Here is a 21,460-nt window from a genome sequence, read left to right on the forward strand (position 1 = left end):
GGGGCGTAAGTCCTGTTTTGAAAAAATTTTCATCCGCTGCCAAGGTCGTTAATCCGGTTGAACGGCGAAACGAACTTATTGTTGTTGCCCGTATTGAAAGCACCGGCACCTCCGCGCTGATTAGTCGTTGTTGTGCTGGAATTGTTAGAGCTGTTGTTGTTTTCGGTCGTCGTGTTCTGGCTGCTGACCGGGTCAATGACTACAAAATCTCCAGTGTTAAAGGAGGCCGAGCCGTTCATCGTCGTAATATTGATGTTTTTGATTTTAATGTTGGAATTTTCACTCCGGAACCGGCGTACGTGCGGCATCTATCTCCCTTCCTTCTCTCTTAATCTTTGAAGCTCTCTCATTGGATCACTCTCCAAATAAATAATAGTTTGATATATTCATAGAATATGTTCGCCGCCGCAAAAGAATATCGTTTTATGTAAAATGGGTTTTTATTCGGAGTCATACGCCGCCGTCCCTACGGAGAGCGCTTCGTGCGCCCATAAAATCTGGCTAACCTTCTCGGTGCGCTCCGCTTCACATTGAATCAGCACCGTCACTTGATCCGCCTTCTTGCTCTTTTTCTTCGTATTTTTATTTCCGGATTGGGCTCTGTTTTTCTTTCTCACCCACATGGTGATGCCGAATGCCACCAAGAAACCTCCGGCGGCAAAAATGATCCCCCATAACAAAGGCCCCAAGGATAAGGAAAACCCGATGCTGACCCCAATGACGCTGCATGCTGTGCCGGAAGCGATGCCGGTCTCGAATGCCCTCTCGGCATCGGTCGCCGTCCGGGGAGTCAAAGCAGACTTCGTTTCCTGGTTCATACCCATCGGCACGACCATGATCCGGCTTTTATCGATACCGTTATGCTCCAGAAGAGAAAGCGCCAGCTCAAGCTCCGTGCAATATTCGAATGTGCTTACGATCAGCATAACGTCACCTCGGATCCGGGAAAATTCGTATGGAGGAACCGCCGTACCTATCGGCGAAATATTGCCTTTGTTCGACACAGAACAGCTGGTTATGCTCAAGAGCCGTCGCGAAAGAATGATACACGGCACCTCCCATTACGGAAGGCATAAACAGCAGCCAATGAGGGTGGAGCATTTGAGTGGATGCCTGAATCTGTCCGTAAAATAGCAAATAGCAAGCTTCATGCAAATGGGACAAGGTCAGGTACACCCACCACCAGAATATCGCATAACAAGCCAATCCGATGCGGTGATTGTAGAAATGCCCCATTCCGGGAAAGGCAAAGGAGAAGACCGCCGCTTTGACCGGACTCTTCCTCTCCAAATATTGAATCTCAGATCTCCCGATAAAAAATGGCCTGATTCGGCTGTTCTCCAGCTCCGCCAGCTGGACTAACTGATTATTATGCAGGGCGGAACGGTAGGCGTCCCAGATGCAAATCATATAGACGAGCAAATAACCGTACGTCCATCTGGGCTCGAGAATCTCGATGGCCTCCGCAAATCTTCCGGACAAAGAATAAACCAGCGCTTCGTTGATGTGCGCTAGGGTATTAAAGATGACTTCCGATAACGTAAGCATTGTCGCACGTATGTATTGACCCATCAAATAATGGCCGAAACCCGGAAATGCCGCAGACCACCAAGCAACCATAAAGGGACTGATCCAGCGGAGATGAGTAATGCCGAAAGTGCTGATCCTGGCACGCGGTCTTCGCGGCTGCTGATTTCCATCCAGATGAATTCCCCCTAATTTCCGGCTTATTTTCCAGCTTTCTTTATTGTTCCATTCTGTTACTGTCTTATTCTTGCGAAAAGACCGTACCCAAGGATCATCTCCAAGGGTACGGCCTGCCATTTAACCATTATTTTTTGGACGGTTTATCCGAATTATCGTGCTGCACTTTGAGGGTCACGCTTTGCACCGACTGGTTGCCTGCTTTATCGGTTATCGTATACGTAACCGTATAGACACGCCCCGTCCCCTGCCCGGAGCGCTCCGCCCTCAAGCTGAACTTGGTATCCGGCGTTCCGTAATCGGCGCCTTGAATATCGTTCGCCGTATCGCCGTCGCCGAGCCCGTCATCGGGCTCGCTGCTCGTAATCGAAGTCAGTTCGAACGAGGCAATGCCTGAGGCTGCGTCTGCGAAATCAAGCGTTGCCGTAATGTCGACCATTTTATGATTTGGCGGCCATAAGGTTCCGTGATCTAGGCTGACGGTTAAGGCCGGGGCGGTTGTGTCCACTCGAAGCGTTACCGATTGTTCCTCTTCCACATTCCCCGCGTTGTCCACGCTGCGGTAATCCACCCGGTACTCCCCGTCATGGAAGGCCGGGATCGAACCTGTGTAAGTGACCCATTCACCGTTATTGATCCGGTATTCCGTCTTGGCTACGCCTGACAAATCGTCAGCAGCCGAAAGCGTCAGAACCGCATCGACGGTATGCCATCCGTTCGGTCCAGTCGGATTAACGGAAGCTTCCGTCACCGGAGCGACCGCATCGATAGTAATATTGAAGGTTTGGACTGCGGATGCGTTAACGCCGCCGTTTGCCGTGCCCCCGTCATCCTTCAGAATGACGGAAACCGCTGCCGTACCGCTGATGCCAGCCTTAGGCGTGAAGCTCAGTGTACCGTCCGGTGCGACCTTCGGCTGAACGGCAAACAGATCGTTCCGGTCATTGGTCACGCTGAACGCCAGAGCCTGACCGGACTCGTTAGCCGGACCGGCGGAAAGGCCCGAAGCCCAAGCCGGCACGTTTACCCCTTGAACGGTATCGGCCTTATTTGCCGCCTGGTCTTCTCCTTTATTAAAGGACGGCGCATCGTTTACCGGATCCATCGTTACCGATAGAACAGCAGGCTCGGAGTCCTCCTTGCCGTCATTCACTTTGAAGGTAAAGCTGTCGGTTCCGTTCCAGTCGGCGTCCGGTACAAACGTAAACTGTCCCGATGGAAGAATGGATACCGTGCCTTTCAACGGCTGGTCGACCAAGCTGAAGGTGAGGTCATCCCCCTCCGCATCGCTTGCGGATAATGCTCCCGACAACGGCTGGTCCTCATGCCCTTGAACGGAATCCGTCCGTGCAACCGGAGGCGTATTCGTATTCGTAAACTGCACGCTGGTTTCCCCGTAGGCTTCCCCGGCAGCCTGCGCCTTCACCTTCGCGGTACCGGCGACCGGCGACGTCAGCACAGCTGTTGCCGCTCCATTCGCATCGGTGACGGCTGTTTGGGTAATCGTACCGAGTGTCGTCGAGAACGTAATCTCTTCTCCCGGCATCGTTTGGCCGTTCGCATCCTTCACAACGGCGGTAACCGTACTCGATTGGCCGGCGTTAAGAACGGCCGGATCCGCGGTAACCGCAATTTCAGCAGGCGCCGGATTTTTCAGGTCGTACAGCTGCTCGACTTCCTCCTCGGTGAGAGGATAATTGTACATTCTAAAATCGTCCATCATCCCATTAAAATATTCCGTCGCTCCCGGAGGATCGAAGCCGATGGTCAGCTTCTCGTTTGTATTTTCAAATACGCCTTTCCAAGGCATCGAAGCCTTGTATACGCCGTTAATATAGTATTTAGCCGTCGTGCCGTCCCAAGTGACAGTAGACATATACCACTCTTTATCCGGCATTGGCGTGTTCGGAAAGAGATGCGTATATCCGCTGCGGTCGCCGCTTACAAGGCGCATGCCCGGAGAGTCTCCCCATCCGTCATGCAGGAACGAATATGGACCGTAATTTTCCGTATGGCCCTTGGATAATATAGGCGCGTAGCCGCCCGTGCCTCCATTCTCTTTGTAGATCCACATGGAGAAGCTGAAAGATGTCGCCAAATCAAGCGAATCGCTGTCTTCTACGAGCACTCCGCTCTTGCCGTCAAACTTCGCCGCTTGGCCGATAATCCCTTCGGCAAATGTCGGATTCCCCACCTTAGACGTTCCGTGGTTGCCGTTACCCGAAGAGTCCCGGAAATCGCCGTCAAACGTATAGTAAGCGATCTGTCTAGGCGTCTGCTCTGCGCGAACGGTAATCTCAAACGTATCCGTGCCCACTCCGCCGTCATCATCCGTAACCGTGACGGTCGGTGTATACGTTTTATCAGGCGCATCCTTTTCCAATGCCGGGTAGGCATGATCAAAGTGGCAAGACGTGGATGTCGTTCCGTCATCGAAATCCCAGACGCAGGTGTGACGGTCGTCTCTGGCCGGATCGGTAATTCGGGTCGTTCCTTGATATCTTTGGCCGCCAAGCACCGTTACAGCTCTGCCTGTATCGACGACAGGCGCAACGTTTGACGGAGTAATCGGTTTTTTCACCTGATATTTCTTGCCGTCTTTCATCACGATATCAAGCGTTGCCATATAGGTATTGCTGTCATGGTAATATTTCGAGACGGTCATTCCGTAATCCGTGTAGGAGCGGTCACCGAAATCCCATGTGCTGCTTGCAATAAGTCCTTGGTCACCGCCGGCTGTCGTATTGATAAGCGTGACCAGCTCCCCTTCTTTCGGGTTCTGGGGGAGAAACTCGAAGTCTGCAGGCTCCACCGTTTGCTCCAGCGTAAAGCTGCTCGACTGGCCCTGCGAATCCGTTACGGTCAACGTAACCGGATAGGTGCCCGGACCCGGGAACGTATGAGTCGGTTCCTTCACATCACTCGTCGGGCTGTTATCCCCGAAATCCCATTCGTAAGAAACAATATCGTTGTTTTTGTCCGTGGACAGGTTTTGGAAAGTGACGGTTTCGGCGCCGATCTGACCTGTCTTGGCTTTCAATTGCTGAGTTGAAATAATGGATCCGTTTCCTTGAGAGGAAAGGGGTTTATACAAAATATATTTGGCAAACATCGGCTTTGGAAGCTTGAACTCTTGCAGCTCTCCGTTGTTTTCCAGCGTGCCGCTAACGACTGTAGTGAATTCGGTTAAGCTGTCATTTGAAATCGCAACCTCAAAATCCTTCACCCGCTGCTCCGCATAAGAAATACGCGGTCTGATCTGGATCCGGTCAATGAGGTACGACTCGCCGTCTGCCAAGCTGATCTTCACCCATTGATTGTCCTTCGACTTTGTTGCCCACGGGTTGCTGTGGTTAAATTTCAGCATGTTTTCTGCGCTGTGGCCCGAGTCGTAATTGCCGGATACGGCTTCAACCTTTGCTCTTTCCTCTAATAACGCGACGTTCTTTCCGGCCGTAACGGGATTAAAGAACGCTTGCGGAACCTCCGATGCGCCGATCCTGAACGAGACTTGCTTCACGGCCTCGACATTCCCTGCGTTGTCGGTGCTCCGGTATGAAATCGTGTAAGCTCCGTCCGTATTAAAAGTGACCGGAGCCGAATAAATCGCCCAATCGCCTTCATTCACTTGGTATTCCGTCTTCGCAGCGCCGCTGCCCTCGTCATCGACTGTAAAGGCAACGGTTACCGGGGACCGGTAATAACCGCCCGTACCGTCAGGCTCTGACGGCGACAAGGATGCCGTCGTAGAAGGAGCGGTCACATCCTCCGTACTCCAGACAACAACTGCAGGGCTGCTGGACAGCGAACCGGCCTGTGCGACGGCCCGATCTTCGCCCGTCTTTGTGCCCGTGTATTGAAAGGCTGCCACACCGGCATCATCCGTGTTTGCCGTATAGGTGCCCGGGTTAGCGCCGGTAACGACAAGGGAAACAGGCGTCCCGGCCACCGGTTGGCCTTGCTGGTCAAGGACAGTGGCTTTTATCGTATGTTTCGCGCCAACCGAAAGCGATGCGCTGTCAGGAGTCAGATGGATAGCCGCGGGCGGCTGCTTCTGAACGACTTTTACCGTCCAACTGATACGGAAGGCTCCGCCGAGCGGATTGGAATCCGACACGACCGCCTCAACCGCATGCAAACCGACGGAAGCCGGAACGTACGTATACTTATTTCCTGTACTTGTGCCTGCGGTTGCCCCATCAACAAACCATTCAACAGTTATCGGGTCGTTATCGGGATCGATGGCCGTCATTTCGAATGACGCCGCCTCCCCTACATACTGCTGCACTTGACGGGCAGGGGGCGATTGTTCCACGAGAAGCGGAGCGCGATTCACATCCGCAATGACGGTTTGCGCGTAATGAACCGCTTGTTTGCCGTTATTGTCCGTCACTCTCAATCCGACAAGCCCATTAACCGGCTTGGTGAACGTGTGTGTCACCTGTACGCCCTGAGCATCGTCGAAAAATCCGTCGCTATCCAGGTCCCAATCATAGGCGGCGATACCGGCATCGCTTCTGGACCATGTTCCTTTAAAGGTGACGGGAGCTCCTTCTTTCCCGGAGTATGGACCGCCTGCGTCCGCATAAGGAGCATCGTCGACTACGGTCGGATCCTGCAGCAGCTGGTTAACGAGTCCGACCACATGGCCTCCGAAGTCTACCAGGTTGGTACCGAAGACGTTATTGTCATCAATGATAGCCGAACCTTCTGCCAGCATATTTTGTTTTGAAAAATCAAAATCCATAGCCGTGAACTCTGTTTTGAACTGCGCCATTTCAGACTCGGTAAATCCAAGCGATGCAAAATATTGCAGCTCCTCATTCGTGAAGCCTGACGCTGCAACTCGATCTTGCAGCTGCGTCAGCTCGGCAGCCTTCTCGTTTAATGCTTCGTTATCCTGTGCGAATGCCTGGTTGAACCGTGAGAGGCTTGCGCTTGTAAACTGCAGCTGGTAGAGCAGCAGATTGATGTTGTCGCTAAGCGCCTTGCCGTGTACCAGCGCCCAATTCACATTCCCCGTCGCTTGCGCTCCTTGATAACGTTCAAGCTGCGTCCACATTTGACGGGTCATCGCCTGCTCTTTGGCAATATCATTCACCAAGCCCTGCATCGCGGCATCCACCGGATCACTGCTTTGGAAATCCAGGAGGAGCCTCTCTCCAAGCGGAGTAATATGTTTATAGTCCGGATCCGGCGGGTCATCCTTGATGCCTTGATAATGTTTGGACTGATTGGCCAGCTGAAGCAAGGCCATCGTCCGCGGATCTTGAAGGCCGCTGCGCATCAGGAAATCTACAAATTTCTCATTTGGATTTCTTCCGGCATCGGCAGCTTTCTGAAGCTTGAACAATTTGTCTGCATATTCCTCATACTTCTTCCAGCGTTCCGCCAGCTTTCCTGCATCTTCCTTCAGCTGTGTCAGATCCAGCGGCGGAACGAAGCCGGTCGTATATTCAACCTTGAACGCAGGATCAATGACGCCGTCGACGAGATAATCGAACTTGCCGTCTTGGCATTCGTCAAACACGATGGCGTATTCGCCAGGGGGTATTTTTCCATCCGGCCCTGTGTAGCCGATCGTTTCCGAGATGAAGATGCCGCTTGATAAACTCATGACGGTGTTCGGATCGCCGCCGCCTGCATCCTCAAGTTCATCCCCGTGGGAAAGGGCGTTAACGCTTCCGCTCTCCACGATATAAAGGTCGGTCCATGAGGTTAACCCGTCCGGATTTCCTTCCGCACAGCTCGGGATGATTTGCATCTTCCCGGTGTGGATCGTAATACCGGCGTTTCCTCCGAATGTGGTATAGTCATTGCCTTCATCGTTCCACCAGATCCACTGGCCGAGCCCCGAATCTGCATTCGCTGCCGGAAGCACAGCTCCGAGAAGCAGCAAACTCGTTACCATCATTGCAATTAATTTACGAAAAATAATAATCACTCCCATCCTGTTGCTGTACCATAAGAACCTCCCCATTTTCGTTCCCTTGCCACATTTTGAATTATATAAAGAGATGACATGATCCGTAAGGATGAACTTTTTTCACCCCCTCCCCGGACCTCGCCTGAACGCAAAAAAAAGTCCCGAGGATCATTTCCTATCCGTGAACGCTGCCATTCGGTACAATGGACATGATAACTGCTACTCACAAGGTTAGAATCAGGAGGAACATTCAAGATGAACGATCAATTCGAAATACTTTTTGATTCGGCTCGGGCACAACAGCTGCTGGAGCAGATGTATGGCAGCGAAGAACGAGAGCGACAGATCGACAGGTACCGGAGGTGTATGGAAGGATTCAGTGCGCAATATGGAAAGACAGAGTCGTTGAAATATTTCAGTGCGCCGGGTCGCACAGAGATAGGCGGCAATCATACGGACCATAACAATGGAAAGGTTCTGGCGGCTAGTATTCAGTTGGATACGATTGCGGCTGCAGCAGCCGTGGACGTCGGAGTCATTTCCGTCATTTCCGAAGGGTATCCAGGCATGTCGGTGATCAAACTGGATGATCTGGAACCGCAGGCCGGCGAGAGCGGGACGGCTGCTTTAATCCGCGGCATTGCACACGGTTTCCGGCAGCACGGGTACCGAATCGGCGGTTTCCATGCTTACGTCAGCAGTAACGTGCTTCCGGCGTCAGGACTCAGCTCCTCTGCCTCTTTCGAAGTTCTGATCTGCCAGATTCTAAATACTTTTTATAACAACGGAGAGATGGATGCGGTCATGATGTCGCGCATCGGCAAGTATGCCGAAAATCTTTATTGGAACAAGCCATCGGGGATGCTTGACCAGATGGCCTGCTCGCACGGCGGTTTGATTACAATCGACTTTAAGGAGCCTGCAGAGCCGCAGGTCGAGCGTATTCCAGGTACCTTTGAGGCTGCCGGTTACAGCCTTGTCATCGTCAGCACCGGCGGTAACCATGCCGACCTGACGGAGGATTATGCTTCGATCCCGAACGAGATGCGGGCGGTGGCGCATGCCTTCGGCGTAGAGGTATGCCGCGATTTGACGGCAGAGATGATCTACGGCCGGCTCGCGGAACTACGCGGAACTGCCGGAGATCGGGCGGTGCTGCGGGCGCTGCATTACCTGGATGAAAATGACCGCGTCGGGCGGCAGGTAGAGGCAATTAAGGCGGGCGAGTGGCAGAACGTGCTGAAGGATATTACCGCTTCAGGTAATTCCTCCTGGAAATGGCTGCAGAACATCTACCAAGAATCGGTGTCCCGTGAACAGGGGATTGCGCTGACACTCGCCATTACCGAACGTTTCATCGTCCGGCTGGGCGACGGTGCCTGCAGAGTACACGGCGGCGGCTTCGCCGGCGTCATTCTCGCCGTTCTGCCGCATACGGCGGTAGCGGAATACCGGGAACTAATCGGGCGTACGACCGGCACGGAGCTGTTCACAATCCGCGTGCGCGAAATCGGAGCGGTCTGCTTGAATACGCTCTTGCAGGCTTAAAAAAAATCACGAAGCCGCCCGCTTCGTGATTTTTTCATCCCTATAGCCGCTTCAAGAACGATACGATCGTCAGAAGCCCTTTATCGAAATTGTGCAGATTAAAATGTTCGTTCGGCGCATGCAGATTCTCATCCGGAAGACCAAAGCCCATCATGACGACAGGAGCCGCCAATTCGCGGGAGAAGGTTGCGACGATCGGAATCGAGCCTCCGTCTTTCGTGAACAGCGCGCGCGTGCCGTAGACGTCTTCGTAAGCATCCGCAGCCAGCTGCAGCATCCGGTCCGAAGGATCGATGTTGAAAGCGCGGGCCTTCTCGCCTTCTTTGACTTGCAGCTTTGCGCCGGGCTGAACATGCTTCTGCAAATGCCGTTTGATCTTGTCCAGAATGTCCTGCGGGTCCTGGTCTCCAACCAGGCGGCAGGTGATTTTGGCATGCGCTTCCTTCGGTATGACCGTCTTGGTGCCTTCGCCCTGAAAGCCGCCGTAAACGCCGTTCAGTTCAAGCGTCGGCCTCGCTCCGACGCGTTCCACAAAGGAGAAGCCTTCTTCGCCGTACAAAGCGTCCAGACCAAGACTTGCCTTCAATTGATCTTCATCCAGCATCTGCTTGGCGAACTCTTCTCTCATGAGCGGCGAAAGCTCCGGAACGCCTTCATAAAATCCGTCGACGCTTACGCGTCCCCTGTCATCGTGCAAAGTCGCAAGCAAGGAGACGAGAACATGAAGCGCGTTGGGAACGCCGCCGCCGTATGTTCCGGAGTGCAAATCGGTATTCGCGGTATTCACGGTGACCTCAAGCGAACACAATCCACGAAGCCCCGTACTGATGGCGGGCTTGCCCGGCTCAAGCAGCGATGTATCCGAGATCAGGACGGCATCGGCAGCCAGCTTGTCCCGATTCGACGTCAAGAAAGGGGGGAGATTCCTGCTGGAAACCTCTTCTTCGCCCTCGATGCACAGCTTGATATTGACCGGAAGCCGTCCTTCCTGCTTCAATATGGCTTCTATCGCTTTGATATGCAGAAACACCTGGCCTTTATCGTCCGTCGCTCCCCGCGCGTACAGCTTGCCGTCCCGGATGTCCGGCTCGAACGGAGGCGTCGTCCACAAATGCAGCGGATCGACCGGCTGCACGTCGTAATGGCCGTAAACAAGCACGGTAGGTTTGCCGGGAGCATGAAGATGATCGGCATACACGATCGGATGGCCGCCCGTTTGATGAACTTCCACGTTCTCGAGGCCCGCGCGGGTGAGCGTGTCCGCAAGCCATTCGGCCGCTTTGTTCATATCCGCTTTATGCTCGGACAGGGCGGATATGCTCGGGATGGACAGCCATTGCTTCAGCTCGTCCAACTGCTGTTCCCTTACGTTTTGAAAATAGGTTTCATAACTCATGGATGCTTTCATCCTCCTCTTCAATTTATATCCATATCATATACCTCCGCCAAGCCAAGATGCCAGCGACTCGGTATGAATTGTTGGCGTAATCGCTTTAAGTACTACTGAATTGGCTGTTTAGGCCCATTCCACAGGGTTCGCAAAGTCCGATAAAATAGGAATAAGTTGGGCAAGCGTAAACGGCTTCGCCGTCCTTTGGCGGCGAAGCTTCGTTTCGCGGAGAAGTCTAAACGGATAGAAGTGTGAAACATATACATTCTTAGAATTGAACGAAGGAGAAGTGACGTTTTGAATAAGAGAAGCACTCGCGGAAATAACCGTTCCAAAGGACGTTTGGCATCTTTAAAGCAAACCAATCTCATCATCTATCTGGCGATAGCCATTATTTTTGTTGGCATTTGCGGTGCATTGTACAATAATTATACGAATAAAGCCGATTCCAAGCTTCCTCTTGCCGCTTCGAATAGCGGGCAAGCCGGCGGGCTGAACAATGGGAATAGCGGAAACGAATCATTGGGAGACGGCCTCGCCCCCGCCAGTACCCTTGACCTTGAAGAGGAACAAGAGTCTGCAGAGGATTACGAGGATGTAAAGGAAGAGCCTGCACCAACTGCATCCAGCACAACGGACAAAGAAGAAAATAGGCCGACGGAGACTCCTAAGCCTGCACAGACGGAACAACCTTCGCAAGCAGAAAAGGATGCTGGAAATAAATTGACGGAAGCCCCTGCTAAAACCGTAAAGCTTCCAGCCGCCTATGTGGTCCAAAAAGGCGATACGCTAAGATCGATATCCGAAAAGTTTTATCAATCCAAGGAGCATTACGCGCTGATTGCAGAGTATAACCATATTGTGTTTATTAATAATATGAAACCCGGCGATACGCTTAAGATTCCGGTATTGCCATCAACAGCCGGCTCGAAGGATGGCAGCCAACAGGGAAGAAAAGACTATTCGAAGCTTAATTTGCCGATTACTTATCTGATCCAGGCAGGCGATACTCTGTCGGAGGTATCCAGGATGTTTTACAAATCGGCGGAATATGTAGATGATATTGCGAAAGAAAACAAGCTTGATAAAAATGCTGGCTTGGAAGCAGGCACCACCCTCGTTATTCCGTCCTTGAAAAAGGATAAGCCGGCCAATCATACCGTGAAGAGCGGCGAGACGCTCTACAGCATCTCCAAAAAATATTACGGCTCCGACAAATATGTGAAGCTCATTGCGAGCTACAATCATCTTGCAGATATTGAAGATGTAAAAGCCGGCACGGTGCTAAAACTTCCAAAAGCTTAGATAACGAATTCTGATTGAAAAGGCTCCGCCATAGCGGAGCCTCAGATTAGCCCTTTCATCCTCCTTCGGGCTTCCTCCCTGTCATTCACCCCAGCATCTCCAAAAAAGGAACATCCGCCGGAGCAAAACGATACTCCTCCAGCTCCGCCGCGCTCACCCACCGGTACTCGTCATGATCCGTCAGCGCAATTTCCCCGCTCACAAACCGCGCTCTATAAGCAAGCAAGCGTATCGTCACCGCCCCGTAGTCATGCTCGTTCACGCCAAAATACGCATACGGCTCGATCTCGATGCCCATCTCCTCCAGCAGCTCTCTGCGCAGGCACGCCTCCGGCGATTCGCCCGGCTCCAGCTTGCCGCCCGGAAACTCCCACATGCCTGCCTGGGACTTGCCCGGGGCGCGCCGTGCGATCAGCATACGGCCTTCCCCATCTTCTATGATGGCCGCGGCCACTTCAATCATGAGCAGCTCCCTCCTAAAATCCGTTATTTCACATTCCGCCAACTGTAAACCGTTTCCACCTGCCGATGCAGGAAGCGCAAATGACCATTCCCATAAGCGCGATTACGCTCCAGATCATAATCGTAAGCCTCCAGCCATACTGATCGCTAATCGCCGCGATGCCGTAGATCGATACCGCACTGCCGAGATAGGTGAATGCGTTTAGAATGCCCGATATCGTCGAAATGCGCCCGAATTGGGCAAAATGCATCGGAACCTGGCTGATCAGCATCAGATTGACCCCATGCATGCAGCTCGTCAAGATCGCCATAAGCAAGAGGGATACCGCGGCATTTGAGGCAAAAACCACGGTCAAGCCGGCAGCGGCGGCAGCGCCTGCTCCCCATATAAACGCAGCGGATTTAAGCTCATTCCGGGCGAAGCGCTGTACGTACGAGGCGGCGGACACGCTCAGGATCGTGAATACAGGCAGGATGGCCGTACTCAAAATCGAGATCGAATTGCCGAAGCTGTAAACGTCGCTCATATAAGTCGGCATCCACGTCGTAATGCCGTCGCGCAGAGCGCCCTGCAGCACGACGGCCAGCATAATCGGCAGCAGGCCGGAAGCCATCACGAGGGCGCCCATCCTGACCTGAGCCGGAGCTTCCTGCATCGCCTTCTCTTCGGCGTTCTCCTCCTGAACGGCGAAGCCCTTGATGCCGACAAACCAGACCAAGGCCATGACGAGTCCTATCAAAGCCGGGATGATAAAAGCTAACCGCCAGCCGGACAGCCAGATGCAGAACGGGACAAGCAAGTAGACCGCTATCGTGCCGGCGGAAGCTGCCGTCACAATGCTTACGCTCGCTTTCCGGTAGCTGTCGCCGGAGAGCGTCTGCGCCATGATGCGCACAAGCGGCGGCCACAGCATCGCTTGAAAAAATCCGTTGAAGCACCATACGACCGTCATTCCATATATATCGTCAATAAACGAAATGACGAAATTGCAGGCTGCCGTAGCCGCAAGCCCTGCGGTAATCATATACCGGGGCTTGACCCGGTCCCCGATTAAGCCAAAAACCGGCTGGCCGATGCCGTAAGCGACAAAACCCCCGATCACCGCCATGCCGGCCAGCTGATTGGAGATGCGCAGCGAATCGGCAATTTCGGAAATGGCGACGCCGTAATTGATCCGGGTCATATAGCTGACGAAATAAACGAGACAGCATAAAACGATGAACCGAAGGCCGCGCCGCTTCGGCCATTCGGCCGCAGTCGCTGCCGCGCTTATACGAGACATTTGCCTTCCCAATCCTTGTTGCCCGGCACATCTAGAAGCTTCGCGATCGTTGGCGCAAGATCGATAATGCCGGCGTCAGATATGTGTTTCCCGGGTGCAAACGAGCGGCCTGTCATCAGGAACGGAATCGTCATATCCTCCGGCCGATCCGTGCCATGCGTCCGGTCGTGTCCGCCATGGTCGGACGTCACGATCACCGTATAATCTTCCGGAATCGAGCGTACGGCTCTTTCGATGCATTCCCACGAATCGTACACCGATTGGATGTATTCTTCGGACATCCAGCCGTGCCTGTGGCCGATCTCATCCACCAGCCCCAAATATAAAAAAGTGAAATCAGGCAGCAACTCGTTTATGTAGCCGATGGCCTGATCGGTCAGCTTCTGGTTAGCTGCTTCGTAGGTGTAAGCCGCGCCCGATATGAAGCAGCTGTGGGCAAGCGACCCCGGACGGGCCAAATCGCGAAGCTCCGACCAATTATGGAACAGTCCGCATGTTTTCCGGTGCGCGGCCAGCTGCTCGAACAGTCCGGCAATCGGCCGCACCTGCGCCGTATAGACGTTTTCCAATATGCCGTGGCGCTCCGGCGGGACGCTGTGGAACAGAGACATATGGCATGGCAAAGTAACACTCGGCATTACCGTCTGCGCCTCCAGCGTGCTGCTCCCTTTTGTCTTCATTTCCTCAATAAAAGGATGGCCCGCTTTCTCCAGACTGTCGGGACGCATGCCGTCGACCAGAATCAGCAATACTTTTTCGCTCATCGGGTAGCACTCCTATTCGTTAATAATGTTGATGGCGTTCTTTTTGTACAGGGCATACACGTCTTCGGGCAGCTCCCGATCGGTGATGATCGTGTGGGACGGGGACAAATCGCACAGCCTGATCGCGGCGGATATTTCGAACTTGGAGCTGTCGGCCAGCATAAACACTTCGTCGGCCTGTTGGATATAGGCCCGCTGAATATCGAACAGCTCGTGGACGAATACGCCGACCCCATGCCGCAGCGAAACGGCAGACGGAAACACAAACGCCTTGGAAAAATGAAGCCGTTTGACCGCATCGAGCGCCATATGCCCGTAAAATGCTTTTTCCTCGCGCAGGTACTGCCCTCCAATCTGGATGAGCTCGAAGCCTTCGGCATCGCTCAGCGCCCCGAACACCTCAGGAGAATTCGTAATCACGGTAAGGCGGCGAAAATTCTCTTTTAACAGCGGCACCAGCTCCATAGCGGTACTGCCTGTGTCGAGAGCGATCGTGTCGTTCTCGCGGATGAACCGGATCGCGATCCCGGCAAGCTGCCGCTTCAGCTCCCTGTTCTCCGACATCCGGCTTTCCAGATTGGCAAAGTGCTTCATCTTCTGGTTGGATACGGCTCCGCCGTGCACGCGCCTCAGCACCTGCTGGTTCTCCAGATATTCTAGATCGCGCCGCACGGTTTCGATGGACACGCCGAACAGCTTCATGAGCTCCGAAACGGTGACGGACGTTTTCCGGTCTAGCAGCTCCATTATTTTTATCCGTCGTTCATTTACAAACAAATGCAATCAACTCCTCACAAATACACATTGAATATAAAACGAATGCCGGAAGCTGTCAAGAGCTTTTCATTTTTCAACCAACCGTTCCTGCCCGGCACAAACAAATCCAACATTTGGCTCCCAAATCCGCGATTTGTGCACCCGATGGCCGAATGATTGATTGTCCGTGCATGAAAGCGCTATCTATAATGAACATGAATTTACCGATTCCACTACAATGTCAGAGGAGGCAGCAAATGAAGCGTTATTGGGCACTCATATTATGTTTGGTTATGGCGTTAACGGTTTTCCCGCCGTATACGCCGGCCGCGCGGGCCGACAATTCCCTGCTCCCGGCTTTCCCGGGTGCGGAAGGCTTCGGCTATGCGACTTCGGGGGGCCGCGGCGGAGAGGTCTATCATGTCACGAGCTATGAGCTGACGGGACCCGGCACTTTTCACGATGCGCTTATGACGGCCGGCGATGCGCCGCGCACGATCGTATTTGACATTTCCGGCGAAATTACGATTCCCCAGATCGTCGTGCGGAACAAATCCCATATTACGATCGCAGGCCAGACGGCGCCGGGAGACGGCGTGACGATCCGGGGGAACAATATCCGGTTCATCGATTCGCACGATATCGTCATCCGTTATTTGCGCTTCCGCATGGGAGATTTGAGCTTTAATGACGATACGATGTATTTTGAAGACTGCCAGAATGTCATTATCGACCACTCCACCTTCTCCTGGGGAACGGATGAAGTGCTGTCTATTAAAAGCAAAAATTACGAGGATCCGAAATCCAAAAATATTACGGTCCAATGGTCCGTCATCTCCGAAGGCCTCCTCACCCACTCGATGGGCGGCCTGATCGAGATGAATACGATCACGATGCACCACAACCTCTATGCCCACAACAACGACCGGAATCCGAAAACGAAGGGCCAAATGGACTTCGTGAACAACATCGTCTACAACTGGGGCGGCTTCCCGTATGTGGCCGGCGGCGAATCCGGGACGAAGGGCTACGGAAACGTAGTCGGGAATTATTTTATCGCGGGCCGCAATTCGGCCGATCCCGAATATGCCGTCGTTCGCGGCAACGAGAACTATCAGGTGTATCTCGAGGACAACCGGATCGACAGCAACAAGAACGGCAAGCTCGACGGTACGGATACCGGCACCGGCCTTATCGAGACGGCGCGGCCGAGCGTCGTGATGCCGGAGCGCTTTGAATACCCGCTCGTTCATACGGAAGCTCCCGAGAAGGCGTATGAGCATATTTTGGACCACGCCGGCTCGTCCCTTGTGCGGGATGCGGTCGATACGCGGGTCATTAACAGCGTAAGAAATCAGACGGGCGTCATCGTCGGAGATGAAGACGACGTGGGCGGCTTCCCGCCGCTGAAGCGGGACACAGCCCCCGCAGATACCGACCGGGACGGCATGCCCGACGAGTGGGAGCTCGCGAACGGGCTGAATCCGGCCGACCCGGAGGATCGGAACGGCGATACCAACGGGAACGGCTATACGAATTTGGAGGAGTATTTGAACGAGCTGGCGGCTCCCGGCTTCCCTGCAGGCTATCCGACGACACCTCCGGCATGGTCCGGTCCTCCGTTTACGCCGCCGCCGGTGGTGCCTGAACCGGATCCCGATCCGGAGCCGGTGCCAAGCATGGACGGAGACATGCTCCGTAATGTCGTTGTGAACGACAACAGCAGCAGCGGCAGCGCCAATGAGGCGAACTGGTCGGTTCAGAGCGATCTCCAGCCCGGAGATATCGTGTTCGGCGACCGGATGACCGGCAGCAAGATGTACAAGTTCGAGTCCATCCCGGAGCACATGAAGGGGCTGGAATGGATCCGTTCGGCCGTAGGCTCCAGAAGCGCGACGAACAGCGATTTGGTCTCCTTCTATTTGTCGGCCGATGCCGATGTGTACGTCGCTTACGATTCGAGAATTACGACGGAGCCCGAATGGCTGACCGCCAATTACGAGGATACGGGAGAGACGATCGCGGACAGCCAGCCGGTCGTGTACAAGCTTTACAAGAAGCGTTATGACGCGGGCTCCCATGTCGTGATGGGCTCGAACAATAACACGTCGAAATGCCCTTATTTTGTAATCCTGAAGCCGGCTGAGCCGGGAGCTCAGCCTCCGGCGGCAGCGCCTTCGGAGCTGGCAGGCGAGCTGGCGGACGGTGCCGCCGTGTCGCTGAATTGGACGCCGGTTAGCGGGGCGGATGCATACCTCATCTACCGTTCCTCGTCCAAGGATCCTGTGTTTAGAGCAATCGCAAGCTCAAATACAGCCGGTTATAAGGATGAAGCCGTGGAAAAAGGAGTCGCTTACCGCTACCAAGTATCCGCTCTGAACGCCGGCGGCGAATCTCCGCTATCCGGTGAGGCGGAGGTGTTCACCTTTGACGCCTCGCAGCCTGCCCCTTCCGCGCCTGCGGATCTCAGCGTAGCGGCGGCAAGAAGCCTTTCCGTCGAGCTGGAGTGGGCGTCGGTAACGGGTGCGTTAAGCTACACGATCTATCGGACAGCCGGACCGGACGTTACTTACAGCAAAATAGGCACAACTTCGGCCGCCGCCTATACGGATAAGACGGTGAGTCCTTCCACCGCTTATTCCTATAAAGTGACGGCGACGGGAATCGGCGGCGAATCCGCGGCATCCGGCAGCGTCGCGGCAACGACGAAGCCGCCGGTCGTTATGCCCGAGGTGCCTGCAGGACTGAAGGCCGGCGAGGTATCGACTTCTTCTTTTGCTATCGGATGGAATCCGTCGGCTGGGGCGGAAAGCTACAACATCTACAGAAAAGCGGATGGCGAGGAGTCGTTTGCCAAAATCGCCAGCGTCACTGAGGTTTCTTACGCCGATGACAGCGTCAGCGTGAGCAATACGGGCTACAGCTACAAAATTTCCGCCGTCAACGAAATGGGCGAAACTCAATTGACGGAGGAGCTGAGAGTCGGAATGCCTGTACCTGACGCGCCTTCCGAGCTCACGGTCGGGCTGGTGGGAGAAACGTTTGTCGGACTCATCTGGACCTCCCATGGCGGGGAAACTCAGGTCAATGTGTACCGGGAAGCGAACGGCGTCGTCGAAAATCTGGGGTACGCCAAGGTGCAGACGTATTACGACCGCACGGCCGAGCCGGGCGTCGAGTACACCTATTACGTCAAAGCCCAGAACGCCGCCGGAGAATCCGAGGCATCGGCCAGCGTGAAGGTTAAGCCGGGACTCATGACGGTGTTGGAGAATTATACGGAGCAGTTCAAGGCAACCGGCGATTTAACCGGTCCGCTCGCTCCGCAGCTGACGAACAGCCTGAAGCAAGTGAAGCAGCATCTGGACGTTGGTTCGAAGACGCAGGCGGTGAAGTTTTTGGAGAAATATGCGGAGCAGCTCGGACAGCCGAACATGCAGCAGTACCTCTCCTCCGAGGCTGGCTACACCTTGAACTATTATACCGAATTGTTCCTGGACCGGCTGGAATAAGTGTCTGGTTAGAGCAATGGATTAGAATGACCACAATTGAACGAGGCTGCCCGTTTTTCGCGGCAGCCTCGTATTGTCATTATGCTCGCTTACCTCATTTTTGCAAATCTTACCCCGATGCATAATATCCGACGTGAATGTTTTTAGGAATTAGTGGGATATTATGCTTTGGGAGGTGTTTTTACCATATGACAAACGTATTGGAAGCTGTTACACATATATTTAGCAACTTGGTTGACAACGAGCCTGAACCGCCTATAAATGTTGGTGAAGTGATGGATTTGTGGAAATACCTGGCGTTTATCGAAGAAGCCACAGTTATTGAACAAGTAAGCAGAAACACTACAATTGATCCTGAGCTGCTTAAAATACTCGACCAAGCCATAAATATTTGCAGCTCGCAATCCGAACGTATCCAAAAGTTCATGAAGTCATCAGGAATACCCATTCCCCCATTGCCGGCTGACAAACCAAATTCCGATGCGGATGCCGTTCCTATGGGAGTGAAAATGACTGACGAAGAGATCGTGAACATACTGGCTGCAAAGCTGCTGCTGGCGACAAGGGAATGCTCCAGAAGTATGATGGAAGCGATACGGGTCGACATCGGCCTGATGTGGTCTAACTTTTTTTACGAACAAGCAAAGTTTGGAGCCGTTCTAAAAAGTAAAATGCGGGCACGCGGATGGTTAAAGAATCCGCCTGCTTACTTTCCTCCGGGAACACCTAACACATAAGCCGCAAGGGATAACAAACAGCGTTGGTGATAATTCATCCGGGCTGTTCTTTTGTTATTTAGGGGCAACGATGAAAATGAAGACTGACCTACGCCCTCGTACCCGTTTAACACAGCATTATTTCTTATGGAAGATAGAACGAAAAAATAATACGAGTGCAACGTACCTGTTTTAAATTTTCTTCATCTTTTTGATTCTTTATGTATTGTTTGTAGCGCATTATTGCAATAGGTAAATTTCCAGCTCCAAGAAGAAAACAAGAAATAATCGGAATCAATTGAGGTATCGTAGGATAATTGGGGTTGCCGTCTCCTACAGGTCCTGTTTTGGGTTGATGACTATCCCAAATTCCATACACAAGGCCCACCACCGGCACTATAATACATAAGACACTTGTAACTATATGGACTACAATCCTGATCAAGCCTCTGCCTCCTCGATGAAATTCTGTCGAATTCTAATTTTGAACTTAGAATTCTCGCCAAATAGACATAGGTATTATTAATTCAATGCTTTGGTACATAAATGCGTCCAGTATCTGTAACCATGACTTAAAAAGAGCTGCCGCGGCAGCTCCTATTTCGTTTCTATAGAGTTCTTCGTTGAAGCTACCGTACCCGGAATGCTTAGACCAAGCCTTGGTCGATTAGAAGCTGCAATTTGTCCTTTGGTATGCTTCTAATCAAGTCACCATTTTCAACATCAATAGCTTCCCATTCTGAAAAAAGAACAAAATCACGAGTTACTGGTAACAGGTCATTCCAATCAACCGTGTTTAATTGATAGGCAACCTCAAAACGCACATTTTGACACAATGCCCACGTTTCTTCCCAATCATCATCTTTAGTTAATTCCATAAACTCCACTTGTTTAACTCCAAACGACGATGACACTTTATCGGGCCCTGCTTGATAATTAACAGGCATTTCTGCCGAATTCCATGCATACCATAGCTTTTGTTCCTCTTCTTCTTGAATCATTTCATCTCGAATGGACTTTATTCCGAGCGTAATTAATCCGAGTACCGGCTCATAATCAGTTCCCATAAGGGCGATATAACAGACTTCATCCCGATCCTTTAATTTTATATCCCTAACGGCATTTTTCATTCCAAGAAGCATGTCTTGCTTCATTTCTTCCAGCAGCTGTTCTTTCTTCATCCAAACGTCACCCTCTCATGCCAGATAATAATAACTCAATGATTGTCTGAAAGAATTATCTGTGTTTTGGTGCTTGGACGTGCATTTATCTGTTTTGATTGATAATCTTCTGTACTTTCAATATCTTCTGGAGGCAGCGAAACCTTTACATCGTAAGTGCCCGAAAGCGCCGGTTCAAGTCCTGATTTGCTGTGATACTTGGAAATAAAAATCGACTTATCTTCGACCTTTTGACCAGGCTCCAGTTTAGACTTTCCTAAGTCTAGAGTGCAGGCTTCGCCTTGTTTTGCTGACAAGATGGTATTAGATTCCTGGTGTACAACATTTACAATAGCATGATTTGGACAACTTGAGCTGCCTGAAACGTAGGTTAAAGCTTCTTTTCCCCGATTCGTCACGGTTGTGATCACTTCAATTTCATCATTCATTCCAAAAAGGTTTTTACTTAGCTTGATTTCATATGCTAGGTCCCCAATTGTTTCCTGATGTAGAACTGGACCTAATTTTCCTGTTTCGTTAGAACATCCCACAGCAAAAGAAATACTGAATATAAGTACAACAAATGCTTTTTTCAAAAGGGTCTTCCTCCTGCTGTATTCGTAATACATTATAGACGTGTTTAGAGAGGAAAAGTTGTATCGACAAACGAAAAAGACAGCCGGTTATGTGAGCCAGCTGCCGTGTGAAAATGGTGTTAGGTAAAGCTTCCGCTTCCTTGGATATTTCTCGTCCAATCGGCCGATCGTTTCTCGCCGGCTGAAGAAATGGAGTTGCTGCAAGCAACCGCACTACTACACTGTATAACTTTAAAAAATAACAAACCCTTTATCCAAATTGGATAAAGGGTTTGTTATGTAATCGGGATGACACGATTTGAACATGCGACCCCCTGGTCCCAAACCAGGTGCTCTAC

Annotated in this window: 16 protein-coding genes; 4 read left to right on the top strand and 12 right to left on the bottom strand. The window is 52.3% G+C overall.

The features are described from left to right. Positions 1–29 precede the first annotated feature (29 nt). The 4 genes from KP806_RS18605 to KP806_RS18620 form a co-directional block, all read right to left on the bottom strand. A complete protein-coding gene (locus tag KP806_RS18605) occupies positions 30–308 on the bottom strand; it encodes a hypothetical protein (protein ID WP_224725234.1) in 279 nt (92 codons plus the stop codon). Positions 309–440: 132 nt separating this feature from the next. Further along, on the bottom strand, positions 441–926 hold the full coding sequence (locus KP806_RS18610; RefSeq protein WP_224725235.1) for a DUF485 domain-containing protein: 486 nt from the start codon (positions 924–926) through the stop codon (positions 441–443). A 4-nt stretch (positions 927–930) separates the two neighbouring features. Further along, positions 931–1,620, bottom strand: coding sequence for a hypothetical protein (locus KP806_RS18615; RefSeq protein ID WP_224725236.1), 690 nt, complete (start codon positions 1,618–1,620; stop codon positions 931–933). Positions 1,621–1,831: 211 nt separating this feature from the next. Beyond that, the gene (locus KP806_RS18620) at positions 1,832–7,684 is read right to left on the bottom strand and encodes a PKD domain-containing protein (RefSeq protein WP_224725237.1); all 5,853 of its coding nucleotides are present in this window, start codon (positions 7,682–7,684) and stop codon (positions 1,832–1,834) included. Between the two features lie 201 nt (positions 7,685–7,885). On the opposite strand from KP806_RS18620, the gene KP806_RS18625 reads away from it, so the two are divergent. Further along, positions 7,886–9,178, top strand: a complete 1,293-nt coding sequence (locus KP806_RS18625) for a galactokinase (protein WP_224725238.1) — start codon at positions 7,886–7,888, stop codon at positions 9,176–9,178. A gap of 40 nt (positions 9,179–9,218) precedes the next feature. Here KP806_RS18625 and KP806_RS18630 read toward each other — a convergent pair whose 3' ends face one another. Next, a complete protein-coding gene (locus KP806_RS18630) occupies positions 9,219–10,574 on the bottom strand; it encodes a dipeptidase (protein WP_224725239.1) in 1,356 nt (451 codons plus the stop codon). 291 nt (positions 10,575–10,865) lie between these two features. On the opposite strand from KP806_RS18630, the gene KP806_RS18635 reads away from it, so the two are divergent. Beyond that, a complete protein-coding gene (locus KP806_RS18635) occupies positions 10,866–11,873 on the top strand; it encodes a LysM peptidoglycan-binding domain-containing protein (RefSeq protein ID WP_224725240.1) in 1,008 nt (335 codons plus the stop codon). Between the two features lie 85 nt (positions 11,874–11,958). Here KP806_RS18635 and mutT read toward each other — a convergent pair whose 3' ends face one another. Genes mutT through KP806_RS18655 form a run of 4 tightly spaced genes read right to left on the bottom strand, consistent with a single transcriptional unit; the run spans position 11,959 to position 15,165 of the window. Then, positions 11,959–12,336 (bottom strand): 8-oxo-dGTP diphosphatase MutT, encoded by a 378-nt coding sequence (gene mutT / locus KP806_RS18640; protein ID WP_224725241.1) that lies wholly within the window; start codon positions 12,334–12,336, stop codon positions 11,959–11,961. Positions 12,337–12,364: 28 nt separating this feature from the next. Further along, on the bottom strand, positions 12,365–13,618 hold the full coding sequence (locus KP806_RS18645; protein ID WP_224725242.1) for an MFS transporter: 1,254 nt from the start codon (positions 13,616–13,618) through the stop codon (positions 12,365–12,367). Further along, positions 13,606–14,382: an alkaline phosphatase family protein gene (locus tag KP806_RS18650; protein WP_224725243.1), complete on the bottom strand. Its 777-nt coding sequence runs from the start codon at positions 14,380–14,382 to the stop codon at positions 13,606–13,608. The genes KP806_RS18645 and KP806_RS18650 overlap by 13 nt, the downstream gene beginning before the upstream one ends. Before the next feature lie 12 nt (positions 14,383–14,394). Beyond that, positions 14,395–15,165 (bottom strand): DeoR/GlpR family DNA-binding transcription regulator, encoded by a 771-nt coding sequence (locus tag KP806_RS18655; protein WP_318153696.1) that lies wholly within the window; start codon positions 15,163–15,165, stop codon positions 14,395–14,397. A 230-nt stretch (positions 15,166–15,395) separates the two neighbouring features. On the opposite strand from KP806_RS18655, the gene KP806_RS18660 reads away from it, so the two are divergent. Further along, entirely contained in the window at positions 15,396–18,650 is a 3,255-nt protein-coding gene (locus KP806_RS18660; RefSeq protein ID WP_224725245.1) for an FIMAH domain-containing protein, read from the top strand. A gap of 188 nt (positions 18,651–18,838) precedes the next feature. Next, entirely contained in the window at positions 18,839–19,387 is a 549-nt protein-coding gene (locus tag KP806_RS18665; protein WP_224725246.1) for a DUF3231 family protein, read from the top strand. Positions 19,388–19,511: 124 nt separating this feature from the next. Here KP806_RS18665 and KP806_RS18670 read toward each other — a convergent pair whose 3' ends face one another. From KP806_RS18670 to KP806_RS18680, 3 genes are all read right to left on the bottom strand, one after another. After that, positions 19,512–19,811, bottom strand: coding sequence for a hypothetical protein (locus KP806_RS18670; RefSeq protein WP_224725247.1), 300 nt, complete (start codon positions 19,809–19,811; stop codon positions 19,512–19,514). A gap of 202 nt (positions 19,812–20,013) precedes the next feature. Then, positions 20,014–20,547: a hypothetical protein gene (locus tag KP806_RS18675; protein WP_224725248.1), complete on the bottom strand. Its 534-nt coding sequence runs from the start codon at positions 20,545–20,547 to the stop codon at positions 20,014–20,016. 35 nt (positions 20,548–20,582) lie between these two features. Continuing rightward, positions 20,583–21,122 carry a hypothetical protein gene (locus KP806_RS18680; protein WP_224725249.1) on the bottom strand — a complete coding sequence of 180 codons (540 nt, stop codon included), beginning with the start codon at positions 21,120–21,122 and terminating at the stop codon, positions 20,583–20,585. Positions 21,123–21,460 lie beyond the last annotated feature (338 nt).

The organism is Paenibacillus vietnamensis, assembly GCF_020169515.1.
Classification (GTDB): Bacteria; Bacillota; Bacilli; order Paenibacillales; family Paenibacillaceae; genus Pristimantibacillus; species Pristimantibacillus vietnamensis.